The organism is Myxococcales bacterium, assembly GCA_016703425.1.
GTDB lineage: Bacteria > Myxococcota_A > Polyangia > Polyangiales > Polyangiaceae > JADJCA01.
Window position 1 is genome coordinate 253,558 of the sequence record JADJCA010000015.1, and the last position, 12,436, is coordinate 265,993.

Annotated in this window: 10 protein-coding genes; 6 read left to right on the forward strand and 4 right to left on the reverse strand. The window is 69.0% G+C overall.

Features of this window, described 5'->3' with window-relative positions; translation table 11 throughout:
- The first annotated feature begins 92 nt into the window (after positions 1-92).
- Positions 93-815 carry a hypothetical protein gene (locus IPG50_28055; GenBank protein MBK6696032.1) on the forward strand — a complete coding sequence of 241 codons (723 nt, stop codon included), beginning with the start codon at positions 93-95 and terminating at the stop codon, positions 813-815.
- 244 nt (positions 816-1,059) lie between these two features.
- Here IPG50_28055 and IPG50_28060 read toward each other — a convergent pair whose 3' ends face one another.
- Together IPG50_28060 and IPG50_28065 are read right to left on the reverse strand one after the other, a co-directional pair.
- A complete protein-coding gene (locus IPG50_28060; GenBank protein ID MBK6696033.1) occupies positions 1,060-1,227 on the reverse strand; it encodes a hypothetical protein in 168 nt (55 codons plus the stop codon).
- Positions 1,228-1,487: 260 nt separating this feature from the next.
- Positions 1,488-2,606, reverse strand: a complete 1,119-nt coding sequence (locus IPG50_28065) for a hypothetical protein (protein MBK6696034.1) — start codon at positions 2,604-2,606, stop codon at positions 1,488-1,490.
- A 1,011-nt stretch (positions 2,607-3,617) separates the two neighbouring features.
- On the opposite strand from IPG50_28065, the gene IPG50_28070 reads away from it, so the two are divergent.
- A complete protein-coding gene (locus IPG50_28070; protein MBK6696035.1) occupies positions 3,618-7,472 on the forward strand; it encodes a protein kinase in 3,855 nt (1,284 codons plus the stop codon).
- Here the strand turns inward: IPG50_28070 and IPG50_28075 are convergent.
- Entirely contained in the window at positions 7,464-8,798 is a 1,335-nt protein-coding gene (locus tag IPG50_28075) for a sigma 54-dependent Fis family transcriptional regulator (protein ID MBK6696036.1), read from the reverse strand. The two genes, IPG50_28070 and IPG50_28075, sit on opposite strands and share 9 nt — an antisense overlap.
- Positions 8,799-9,013: 215 nt before the next feature.
- Here IPG50_28075 and IPG50_28080 point away from each other — a divergent pair, with 215 nt between their 5' ends.
- The 3 genes from IPG50_28080 (at position 9,014) to IPG50_28090 (ending at position 10,616) form a co-directional block, all read left to right on the forward strand.
- Positions 9,014-9,400, forward strand: a complete 387-nt coding sequence (locus tag IPG50_28080; protein MBK6696037.1) for a group 1 truncated hemoglobin — start codon at positions 9,014-9,016, stop codon at positions 9,398-9,400.
- The gene (locus IPG50_28085; GenBank protein MBK6696038.1) at positions 9,397-9,660 is read left to right on the forward strand and encodes a hypothetical protein; all 264 of its coding nucleotides are present in this window, start codon (positions 9,397-9,399) and stop codon (positions 9,658-9,660) included. Before IPG50_28080 ends, IPG50_28085 begins: the two co-directional genes overlap by 4 nt.
- Positions 9,661-9,872: 212 nt before the next feature.
- Entirely contained in the window at positions 9,873-10,616 is a 744-nt protein-coding gene (locus tag IPG50_28090; protein ID MBK6696039.1) for a hypothetical protein, read from the forward strand.
- Positions 10,617-11,048: 432 nt separating this feature from the next.
- Here IPG50_28090 and IPG50_28095 read toward each other — a convergent pair whose 3' ends face one another.
- Positions 11,049-11,300 carry a hypothetical protein gene (locus tag IPG50_28095; GenBank protein ID MBK6696040.1) on the reverse strand — a complete coding sequence of 84 codons (252 nt, stop codon included), beginning with the start codon at positions 11,298-11,300 and terminating at the stop codon, positions 11,049-11,051.
- Between the two features lie 457 nt (positions 11,301-11,757).
- Between IPG50_28095 and IPG50_28100 the strand changes: the two genes are divergently transcribed.
- Complete coding sequence (locus tag IPG50_28100; GenBank protein ID MBK6696041.1) at positions 11,758-12,393, forward strand: DUF4303 domain-containing protein; 636 nt, start codon at positions 11,758-11,760, stop codon at positions 12,391-12,393.
- Positions 12,394-12,436: the final 43 nt, after the last annotated feature.

A 12,436-nucleotide genomic window follows, 5' to 3' on the forward strand; every position in this document is an offset into this window, starting at 1 on the left:
TAGCGCCACCGATGCGCCCGAGGCTGGCTCCGCCGATCGCGCCCATCGGACGCTGCTTCCGCTTTTCGCCGGAGGCGAGGTAAGGATCTTCCATGGGCCCGCCCTATCGACCCGACGCCCCTCGCCCCGACCCCGAACTCGCACGGCTCGCCGCGCAGGGCGAGCGCCGGCGCGTGCAGGCGGCGGTCGAGGCCGACCGCGGCCGCAACCGTGCTGGCGACAGAAACCTGCGCGTCGCGATCGGAGGCTTTCGCGGCTCGACGCTGAAGCGAGTGCTCCTCGGCGTGGTCATCGCCGCGGCGGTGACCGGCGTCGCCGCGGTCGTCATGACGGAGAAGGGCCCGTCGCGTGGCGGCGTCGTGGCGATGGCCTTCGGCGCCACGATGTGCACCTTCATGCTGTGGGTCTTCGTCCCGCCGTTTGCCTCGCGAGCGACAGTGTCGGCCGAGGAGCGGTGGGTGGGCTCGCAACCGTTCCGACTCGTCGGCTACCTCGAAGTCCTTGCGTTGACCCCTCTCTTCCAGCGCTCGCTGACCTTTCGACTCCAGTGGCAACCCGGCGGACGGCCGCCCGACTACTCGCTGATTCATGGAGCGATTGGCGCGATCGATCCTGGCGCGCGGGTTCGGTCGTGCGACGAGACCGGCGCGACGATCGTGTCGGGCCCGGTGTCGGGCCACACGGGGATCTCATCCAACCGCGTCCCGGTCTATCGCAATCATCGGCTCCCTGCGCACGTGCATGCAGTCGTCGAGAAGTTCCTCGTTCCGCTGCATCGAAGCCATCCGATCACCGAAGTCTCGGTGGAGGGCTGACAACGCCTCGCACCCGCGCCGTGAGACAGAACATTCGCCGGTCGCGCGGCTAAATCAGGGCCTGCGAAGCGAGGCGATCGATTCGCGCACCCAGTCCTTGTACTCGGCGAACTTGCAGAACGGTGCCCCTTCCGTGCTGGTTTCACGGGCGCGAGCGCGTGGGTCGGGAATGTTCCGCAACACGGGACAAGCAACGTGCGGCCACAAGGGGCGTGGTGGAACCGCCGCGGCGTGCGGGCGCCTGTCAGAAGGCCCAGTGGTCGATGTGACAAGACATCGAGACATCGATGACGTTTTCCGACGGGCGCATTTGGTCGGTGCGAAGGCCTCCGGTCACGGCTTCAAGCGCTTGCTCGAGAACCTGCTCCAGCCGGTCGTCGTTGCATCGTTTGGATTCGTCCTGTTGGTTCATGAAGCACCTCGCTTCCACCAATCGCAAGCGATGTACCGACGCCATGCCGCTGACTTCTCAGAGCGCTAGCGGCCTCCGCTGCACACCAAGTGCACCTTCCGGCGCTTCAGGGCCCGGTTGGCGTCACCGGAGTAGCCGATTGGGACGAGGTTCGAGGTTCTCGTTACCGCGAGCCAGGCACAACCGCTTGGCTGTCGCGCGCAGAGGAAGGCGACGGTCAGCCTCGCCAAGTTGGAGCGGCGTCGCTGCCGAGCGAGGTCTCATGGGGCGCCGAGCGCGAGCGATTCATTCCCGTTAGCCGCGGCGTTGGCGCGGGCCGCCGCTCCGCTCGGCGCAACCATGGAGACCGCGGGGCCGGTCGTGAACGGCCGCGTCCAGAATCCCGCCGCGCTGTCGGCCACCGTCCCGATGCCGCCTGCGGCGCCGCTGACGATGCGCTTCGCGCTGTCTTGCCAACTGCCCGGCGTACTCGGCCACATGGAGTCGAGCGCCTGTTGCGACAAGCCTGATGCGATCGTCGATGCCGGGAAGGCGATCGCCGCCGCCGTCTGTGCGAGGTCGCTTCGCAGCGCGTGTTGCGCCATCTGCGCGCCGGGGAAGTTCGCGGCAGCCGCGCGTTCGAGCGCGAGGTCGGCCGCGGCAAACGCTGCTCCGGCGGCGGCGCCGCCCGCCGTTGCTCGCGCCGCGTTCGCCGCCGTGGCCGGAAGCGTAGACGGTGCCTCGAAGCCCGGGTTCGGCGCGAACTCGCCGATGCCACCCTCGCGCGTTACCGGAGCGACGGCCTCGACCCGCGACATTTCGACGGGCCCGCGGAAGACATGCTCCTGCTGGTCGGCGGTGTAGCGGAAGTTGTTCGTCGCGGCGGCGGCGTCGATCGCGCCCTGTCCGTTGATGCGATAGATCCACCCGCTTGCTCGTTCGCCGTTGCTGAGCGCGAAGTCCCTCGCCACGTCCATGCTGCTCGAGGTCGACACGAAGCTCGATCCCGCTCCGTTGTTCGATACGTGGGCGAAGAGGTCGTTGTTCGTTCCCTTCGGGACCAGGCCGTCGTTGAAGACTGTCTCGGGCCCCATCGACGGTCGTTCGCCGCGGAAGAGCGGCGCTGGTTGCTCGGCGATCGGCGTCTTGAGGAACGGATTGAACGTCGCACTCGGGTCGTTTCCGGCTGCCGACCCGTTCGGCAAGGACCAATCGGCCATGTCCGCCGGTGCGCCCGATCCGGACGCGTTCGCCTGGCCGAGCGTCTCCGCCGTCGTGAACCAGTCGCCTTGATGGGGGGCCGCGTTGCCAAGGACCTCGGCGCCCTGGCCTGCATCGGGCACACCGCCCCACTCCGCGCGACCCGCGGTCGTGTTGCTGCCGACGAGGCCGCCGTCCACCTCTCCCGACGGAAACTCGGCGCCATAGTTGTTCTCATTCGACGTGGCCGCGCTCGGCGTGTCGAAGCCGCTGCCGAACCCGGCATAGTTGTCGACGCTGTCTCCCCCTCCTCCGCCACCGCTCGTCTCCCCGTCGGAAACTCGGCGCCGTAGTTGTTCTCATTCGACGTGGCCGCGCTCGGCGTGTCGAAGCCGCTGCCGAACCCCGCGTAGTTGTCGACGCTGTCTCCGCCTCCTCCGCCACCGCTCGTCTCCCCCGACGGAAACTCGGCGCCGTAGTTGTTCTCATTCGACGTGGCCGCGCTCGGCGTGTCGAAGCCGCTGCCGAACCCCGCGTAGTTGTCGACGCTGTCTCCGCCTCCTCCGCCACCGCTCGTCTCCCCCGACGGAAACTCGGCGCCGTAGCTACTGTCGCTCGACGTCGACGTGTCGAAGCCTCCACCGTAGTCAGAGTAGTCCTCGCCCTCGCCGCCGTGCACGCGTTCGAGCGCGCTCCCCGCGAGCCGGATACCTTTCGTTGCGTGAGACTTGTTCGCCATGCAGTCGGCATTGCAGCCGACGCGCCAACGCTCGCGCGCGCCTCGAGCGCGTGCGTAGAGACCCGATCGCGCCGTCGCGAACGCCGCTGTGTCGTATGTTCTCGGAGGAAACGTGGATGAATGGTCCGTGCGCGGGGGTTAACGCTTCGTTCCGTCCGACACGCCACCCGGACATGCTCACGCCCCGCAGGGAGGGCCGCCTCCCTCGTGTCAGCGCGCCCCGTCTCGGCGGAGTTCCCTGCGTCCGACGCGAGACCGGGTGGGCGAAGCGGCGCCATCAGCTCGTCGATGGTAGAGCGTCTCGCCCAGAGCCCCGGCGGTGGCGACCTGGACGAACGCTCCCGGTGTCAGACCTCGGGATTGAAGACGTTGAGAACGCGGCCGCGGCGCTGAACGTGTAGCGGCAGCCCCGTTGGAGCGCGCCGCGCAAGGATGGTATGAGCGGCCCGTAGTGGGTCCCGAACCGCCGCGAGTGTTGCGCGAATCTCCGCGATTTCAGATCCGCGAGTGCCTCGGCGTGGGCGGATTCGGCGTCGTCTACTCGGCCTTCGATCGCGAGCGCAACGCGGAGGTTGCGCTGAAGTGGCTCCGGCGCGCCGACCCGAGCCTCATCGCGCGCTTCAAGCGCGAGTTCCGAGCGCTCGCCGAGGTGGACCATCCGAACCTCATTCGCCTACGCGACCTGGTTGCCCTCGACGACGACTGGTTTTTCACAATGGACTTGGTCGACGGCGTCGACCTCCTCCACTACGTGCGCCCGCAGCACGGCGTGCCGCGGCGGGCCAGCGTGGCGACCGCCGAGGCGGCACCCGTCGCCGCAGGCGCCCGCACGACCGCGTCGCTCCCGCCGTTGCCGCCCTTGCCGCCCTTGCCGCCGCTGGCGTCGCCGCTCGCCGCGAGCCTCGGACCGCGCTCTCGCGTCCCCGACTCTCGCCGACCTCTCTGCGCCGGCGACCTGCCCCGCCTTCGTCTGGTGCTCGAGCAGCTCGCGCGCGGTCTCGTGGCGCTCCACGACGCGGGGCTGCTTCACCGCGACGTGAAGCCGTCGAACGTGCTTGTCCGCCACGATGGGCGCGTCGTGCTCCTCGACTTCGGGCTGGTCGCCGAGCTCGACGACCACGGCGCGGCCATCACGATGACGGAGCACATCGTCGGGACGCCAGCGTACATGTCTCCAGAGCAAGGGCTCGGCGGTCACCTGACGGCGGCAACCGACTGGTATGCGGTCGGGGTGGTGCTGTACGAGGCGCTCACCGGCCGGACGCCCTTCGAGGGCGCCAGCGGGCAGATCCTCGTGCAGAAGGGCCTCGTCGACCCAACGGCACCTCTCGATCTCGTGCGCGGCGTGCCACCCAAACTCTCCGAGCTGTGCATGGACCTGCTCTCGCGGACGCCGGAGCGGCGACCCACCGGCCCCGAGCTGCTCGAGCGACTCCGCGGCGCCCTCCCGTTCGGCGCGGGCGCCTCCGTTGGGTCGACGCCCGCCGCCGCCAAGGCGACAGACGTAGAGCTTGCCGCGAGCCTCGTGGGCCGCGAGCCGCACCTCTGGGCCCTCGATGAGGCGCTGGACGAAGTCGAGGCCGGTCACTCGGTCATCGCGATGGTCCCCGGCGCGGCGGGCATGGGCAAGACCTCGCTCGTCCGCCACTTCTTGAGCGTGACACGGAAGGAGCGCCGCGACGCGCTCGTCTTCGAGGGGCGGTGCTACGAGCGGGAGGCCGTGCCCTACAAGGCCCTCGACAGCTTGGTCGACGCCATTTGCCGTCACCTCCTCCGCCTCCCCGAAGCCGACCTCGCAGCCGTCCTACCGCGCGACCTAGCGGCGCTTGCGCGCGTCTTCCCGGTGCTCGTTCAGCTCCGCGGCGCGCTCGGCAAGCGCGCCCAACCCAACGACGTGGTCGAGCAGCGCCGTCGTGCCTTCATGGCGCTTCGCGAGCTGCTCCATCGCATGTCGACGAAGAGCCTCCTCGTCCTCTTCGTCGACGACCTTCAGTGGGGCGACGCCGACAGCGAGCCGCTGCTCGCCGCATTGCTGCGCGGCCCCGAGCCGCCACCGCTTCTGTTCCTAACCGCTTACCGGAGCGAGGATGCGGCGTCGGCTCCGCTCGTCGCCACCCTCCACGATCTCGGTCGGGAGGCCGATGGGCCGCTCGTCTGCGAGATCCCGGTCGCTGAGCTTCCCGAAGACGCCGCACGCGAGCTCGCGAAGACGCTGCTCCCAATGGCCGACGCGTCTGCCGTCGCTTCGCTCGCCAGCGAGTCGGCGGGCAGCCCACTCTTCTTGCGTCAGCTGGCGGCGCTCGGGGCGGGCCACGGCCGAGCCACCGACCTCGCCGAAGCGATCCTCTTTCGCGTGCACGGCCTTTCACCAGAGAGCCGCGCACTCCTTGAAGCACTCGCCCTCTTTGGCAAGCCGACGGAGGTCTCGCTCGCGGCAGGCGCAGCCGATGTCCGTGGCGACCGCGACGCGATCGTGCACGAACTCCGTGGCCATTCGCTCGTACGCACCCACACGCGCGCTGGTCGCTCCGAGGTCGAGGTCTACCACGACCGCATCCGCGAGATCGTCGTGGGCGCGATGGACGGGGGCGTGCTCGCCGCGCTCCACCTCCGCATCGCGCGCGTGTTGGCCGTATCACAGAGCGATCCGGAGGCGCTGACCGAGCACTACCTCGCCGCTAACGAACCAGCGCTCGCGCGTCGCTTCGCCGAAGACGCGGCCGATCGCGCGGGCCGGGCGCTCGCCTTCGACCGCGCCGCCCGCATGTACGCGCTCGCACTCGAGCTCGACGCGAGCAGCGGAGCCAGCAACGACGAGCTCGTGCTCAAGCTCGCCGAGGCGCTCGCAAGCGCAGGCCGAGGCCCCGAAGCCGCCGAGCGATTTCTCCATGCTTCGCGGACCGCCTCGGGCGCGAGGCAACTCGAGCTTCGACGGCGAGGCGCCGAACAGCTCCTCTTCGCGGGCCACCTCGAGGAAGGCGGAAGCGTCGTCGAGTCAATCCTCGAGACCCTCGCCATCGCCTCGTCCCGCTCGCCGCTCGGCTCGCTCGTCGCCCTCTTGTTTCGTCGACTCCTGCTCCGCCTGCGCGGCATGCGATTCCGCCCCTCGACGCCCGACACCGTTGCGCAGCAGACGCTCGTCCGCATCGACACGTTCTTCAGCCTCGCACGCGGCTTCGGCATCCTCGACCCGTGGCGCGGTATGGAGTTTCAGTCGCGCTTCGTCCTCAGCGCGCTCGCCGCCGGCGAGCCGAGTCGAATCGCCATGGGTCTTGCCCTCGAGGCCGCCTATCGCGCGGCCGACGGCTTTCCCGCACGCCCGGCTATCGAGCAACTCCTGCGCCGTGCCGGCGCACTCGCGGACGCTACACGAGACGCGCGCGCGCGCGGCGTGACGAGCCTCATGCGCGGTGTCGCTGCTACGCTCCTCGGCGACTTCGCCGACGGCGCCGCCGCGTGTGACGCAGCCGCCGAGGAACTCCGCGATCACTGCACGGGGGTCTGGTGGGAGCTCGACAACGCCACGATCTTCGGTCTCTACGCACGGCTCGGGCTCGGCCGCATCAACGAGATTCGATCGCGCCTCCCCGAGGCGCTAGACGACGCTAGCGCGCGCGGCGATTTGTATGCAGAGGTCCTCCTGCGCGTGCAGGTGTCGTGGTTCGTCCGCCTCGCCGACGACGACACGGCGGCGGCGCGACGCGAGCTCGACGTGCTCACTGAACGCTGGAGTGCAAAGAAGTTCCTCATTCAGCACGCCTGGCACGCCCTCAACTTGACGGAGGTCGAGCTATACGTCGGCGATGCGGAGCGCGCCTACAAGACGATGCGCGACGTCTGGCGCCAGCTCGAGAGGCAGCTCTACTTGCGCGCGGAGACGATGCGCGTTCGGGCCATGAACGCGCGCGCTCGGGCCGCGCTCGCGTTGGCCGCAACGGTCGACGGTGCGGCGCGCGGTCGACTGCTCGCCGAGGCGCGCGCTCTCGAGGGACGCATCGCGCGTGAACGTTGGCCGCTGGCCCGCGGGTTCGCGCGCCTCCTCGGGGCGGCGCGGCTTGTGGCCGAGGGTGATGGCGAGGGGGCCCTGCCGCTGCTTCGCGATGCCGAGTTCGAGCTGCGCGCTCGGGGCGCGGCGCTCTACGCCAACGCGGCCCAGGTGCAACGCGGCGCGCTGGAGGGTACGGCAAGCGGCCACCGGGCCCTCGAGCTCGGGCTCCAAGGGTTTCGCGACGAGGGCATCCGGGACCCGAGCCGCATGGTGCGTGTCTTCGCCCCCGGCGCGTGGCCGGCGCGGGCCGCCGCCGACGGTGGCTCGCGCTCAGCGTAGGCCGGCGCGCCAGAGCAGTCGGTAGAAGTGAATTCGATCGACACCGGCAGCGCGGGCCGCAGCGCTGACGTTGCCCTCGTTCTCGGCGAGGATGGCGCTCAGGTAGGCGCGCTCGAAGCCGAGCACCCACCGGTCGCGCGCCTCCTTGAGCGGAACTCGAGTGTCGACGACGGCGCCCCGCTCGGGCACTAAGCTTGGCGGGGTTACGGCGCCGTCGAGCGGCATTTCTTCGCCGAGCGCGAGGCATCGCTCGACGTAGTTGCGGAGCTCGCGCACGTTCCCGCGCCATTGGTGTCGTGCGAGCGACGCCTGGAACTCCGGCGCGCGGACGAGCGACACCTGTGGAGAGCTCCCCTGACCCAGCCGTTCGAGGATGCTCTCTACGAGCGGCGGCAAATCCTCCGCGCGCTCGCGCAGCGGCGGGAGGGTCACCTCGATGACCGCGAGCCGATAGTAGAGGTCGGACCGAAAGCGCTTGTCGTTCACTTCGACGCGGAGGTTGCGATTCGTTGCGGCCACGATGCGTACGTCTACGGGCGCGTATTTTGAGCTGCCGACGCGCTTGATCTCTCGCTTCTCGAGGACCCGGAGCAGCTTCGGTTGAAGGTCCGACTCGAGCTCGCCGATCTCGTCGAGGAACAGGGTCCCACCGCTTGCCTCCTCGAAGGCTCCGGAGCGCGCCCGGTCGGCGCCCGTGAAGGCCCCCTTTTCGTGACCGAAGAGCTCGCTTTCGAGGAGATTCGCCGGCACCGCTCCGCAGTCAACGACCACGAACGGACCGTCACGGCGTTGGCTTTCGCGGTGGATCGACTCGGCGGCGGCCTCTTTGCCGGTGCCCGTCTCTCCGCCCAGCAACACCGTGGCCTCGGAGGCCGCGGCCCGCTCGAGCACGGAGAACGCTCGCCGCATGGCAAGCGACCGGCCAACCATCACGCCGAAGCGATCGCGTGCGGAGATCGGCACGCGGACCGGTTCCGCGTCGAGCGTGAAGACGACGCGCGTCTGACCTAGGGAGATGACCGCCCCGTTGTGCAGAGCCGCGTCGAAGATACGCACGCCGTCGACGAAGAGTCCGTTGCGGCTACCGAGATCGCGGATGCGCACCGCCCCGTCGTGGGCCTCGAGCTCGGCGTGAAAGCGGGAGACCGTCGGATCGGCGAGGCGAAGCTCGGCCGCCTCTCCCGAGCCGACCACTGTCTTTGCGCTCGTCGGTGCAAATGAGGCGGACGCGTCGGGCCCCGCCGTGACCGCGAGGCGGTAGCCCTGCACGGGCATGTGTAAGGCCGAGCGCGCGAGCTCGACCGTCTCGTCGGAGCCGTGGGTCATGCCTGCCTTTCTAGTGCAAGAGGCACAGTTTGGGACGACCTTCGCATTCGCTGGCAGCGAGCGCCTTCGACGAGGCGAGCGGATGAGGTTCGTGCCCACTGATTTCGCGAGCGCCGGGCTCGGGCGGGCCTAGGAGCGGCGCCACGGACACCACTTGGCCGACGCAGGTGGACAGCAGCGGTGCGCGCGCGCTGACTTGCCGGTAGGCTACCCTGGTGAACGACGTCGCCCAAGCAGCGCGGTCCCTTTACGAGCGGCTCGGTGGCGAGTCGGCCATCGAGGCCGCGGTCGTGACGTTCTACGAGAGTGTCATGGCCGACGAGCAGCTCGCGCCGTTCTTCGTGCACTTGGATCTGCGCGCGCAAATCGACAAGCAGATCGCATTCATGACGATGGCCTTCGGCGGCCCAAACCGCTACTCCGGCCGCGACCTCCGGACGGCCCATGCGAAGCTCGTCGCGACCGGCTTGGGCGACGCGCACTTCGACGCGATCATCGCCCATCTAGCCGACACCCTTCGCGGCATGGGCATCGATGAGGAAACGGCGAATGAGGTGCGCGTCATCGTCGAGGGCACGCGCGCGGACGTGCTCGGCCGATGACGCCCTCGAGCGACGATCGGGCTGCGTTGCCTCCTGCGGCCCCGGGCCCGCCCGCCGTGGGGTGGCCCTTCGACCGCATCTTGATCGCGCGGGATGGCGCGACGCGTGAGATGACGCCGGAGCAGTTCTTCGCCCTCCCTCTCGCCGAGCGCATCGAGGTCGTCGTCCAGCGGCGCGCGTCGTTTTGGGCCGGCAGCGCCGAGGTCGACGCCAAAGAGGCGCTCGCCCGCATCCGCGCCGCTCGGGCCCGCGCCCACTAAACCTGCCTCGGCCCTGGTCGCGCACACCGCGGGAGCCGACTGTCGCACCGGGTGGGTTGCTGCGCAGGCCGCAACGGCGTTGCGTGCGGCGCAACACCCGACCGCGCGTAAGTACGCGAGGTTGGGACGAGAACGCATGGCACCGGCCTTGCGACGGAAGGGACAACGTGCCCGGCAAGAACGCCAGGGTCGCTTTCCACAAAGGAGTATTCATGAAGCTCTCGCTCGTCGCTGCCGCCTCCACCGCCGCCCTCTTCTCCCTCGTCGCCTGTTCGTCCAGCCCCAGCCAGGAGGGTTCGAGCAGCGCGGCGCCGGGGGCGGCCGAGCAACCCGGGACGCCAGCCGCCCCGAACGCGAGCGGCGAGGCCACCGGAACGCCGCCGGGCGCGAGCTCGGACGCGGGCGCACCCGTTGAGGTCGAGCAGGACGCTGGCCTCATCACCGACGGCGGTGGCGGCAACCCGGACGACGAGCCCGACGCGGCCGTCGTGACCGTGGACGCAGGCGCGGACGGGGGCGGCGCGTGCGGGCCAGCCTCCGGCAATGGCGCGAGCTTGGCGTCGGCCTGCTCGTCGGGCCTCACCTTCTCTCTCGGCGGTGTCGTCCAGCCGGGCACGTACGACCTGGCGGGCTTCGTCCTGCTGGGCACGCAGGCCTATTGCGCGGCGTACAAGGCGAGCACCTACTCGGGCCGCCTCGACGTCGCGAGCGACGGCCAAGGCGGGTTCGTCTTCGGCGAACGCATCGTCAAAGCGGGCGGTCTCGCGCTCCTCCCAAACAAGTCGTTCAAGGTGACGACGGACTCCACCGCCCTCAAGGTCACTCAAACGTGCGGCGCGAAGATCGCTTCGGCAAGCTGGCAGTACTCGGTCTCGACCGAAGCGGGCAAGCCGGTCATCCTCTACACGCATGACTCGGGCACCGCGACGGTTCGCTACAAGTGGGTCATGCGCTGAGCCGAGGTCGTGTTGCGTCCATTGGGCCTCATCGGCCGACCCTTTCCCGGGCCCACCGACGTCAGATCCGCTCGTCGATGGTCTGCACCACCGTGCCGGTGTCCCCCCAGCTTCGCATCGGCCACGGCCAGATCCCCTCGATCGAGCTCTTCGCGGCCAGCTTGGCGTCACGGGAAAAGCCGATTGCGTCGCGAGTCTATCAAAGCATCAACCGTCTCGCTCCGACGACCGTGACGAGGAGCGAGGTTGCGAACTTCAGGGTTGCAGCGCGAGCGCCTCCGCACGTTTTCCTAATCCCAGCATTCGGCCCGCAGCGACGTATCTGCTCGTGGCGTGCTCGAGCGGATGGAAGGAGTCATCTACGCGTTCGACGGGATTGCTGCTGCGAGAAGAATTCGCCACGACGGCCACGGCGCGACCGACCAGCCGGGTTCACTGCTGTGCGCCATTCTTCCATTCCGTCACGCACGTCTCGCGCCCGCCTCCGAAGAGGTATTCGGAGAAGGCACCGGCGCGGACGCCGTTCCGGTACGTGACGAAGTCTTCCGGGGGAAACCCGAGCACGCCGTCGATGGGGTTCGTCTTCGTGGAAATGAACGCACGATCGGCCTTCGGAACGAACTTGAAGAGCCCCTTCCAGTTCAGCGCGGACCTGAGCGCGTTGCGTGCCCCTTCAATTGGCACGCGTCCCCTATGGCGACCTTCACCACGCTCGGCTCGGTGCCACCCAGCGCGCGAATCCAGAAGGGAATCGCCTCCGCGTTGCCATAACAGCCCTGGATTACGGCGAGGGCGAGGCGTTTGTCCTTGCCGCGAAGTCTGCAGTCGCAGTAGCCGACGTGAAATCGAGGAAGTGGCGGTGATGGGTTGCTCGCCGGATACGGCTTTGGGTGTCTAGGTCAAACCCCGCGCACCGCAGAGGCCTGCCACCGTCAAAGAGAGTTTCGCCGCCATTCTAGAGCAGCTCCCGAAGTAGCGACCGGCCGCCTCACCGGAACTCGTCTTCAGCTCACTCCTCGGGCATCACGACGTCTTCGGGCGACCTCTTCGGGCGACCGGAGCGGCGCCGCACCGCAGCATGGCCGCCTTGGAGATTCGGGTTCTCGAGCCTCGAAGTTCTCTCGAAGGATAGGATGCCCTCGTGGCATCGCCGGAGACGCTGGAGAGGAACGGCAAGGTTGTTCCCTTCGACTTCGCCGCACTCGAACGGAAGATCGCGACCGCGACCCTCCAGGTGTTCCGTGACGTGGCGCGTGCATACCCGGATGAGTCCGTGTGCGCGTTCGCACTCTATAGCGACGACGGCGCCGTGACCGTGTGTCCGGCGTTTGACCTCCAATCGCACCGCGCCGCGCGCGACGCGGCTGCCGCCGACGAGAACGAGGCGGATGCCGAGACCTTTTCGCCGGCGGAGTGGGCGCTCGAGGGCTTTGGCGCTGCGGCGTTCAACGACATCTGTACGGCCGTGCGCACGCACGTCCTCGAAGAGGTCTGCGGCGGCAGCGTCGGACTCCTCGAGCTCGCGTGCGGCCTGCACCTCGACCGCTATGGGGACGCCTTCCTCGCGTTTCGCGCGGAGCTGTTCGAGACGTGCGTGCGGACGTTGGAGCGACTTCGGGCGGACGGCGCGTTCGACGCGTATCCTGGGCTCCTCATCCTCTTCGCGGTCAGCGACACCGACCCTCTGGAGGAGGACGAGATCCGGATGTTGAAGCGGCTCAACGGCGACTCGCCCTACGTCGCTCGGTACGTGCGGTGGACCAAGCGCTGGGCCTGAAGCCACCGAATCCTCTTCTAGCGAAATGCTCCGACGCGCGCTC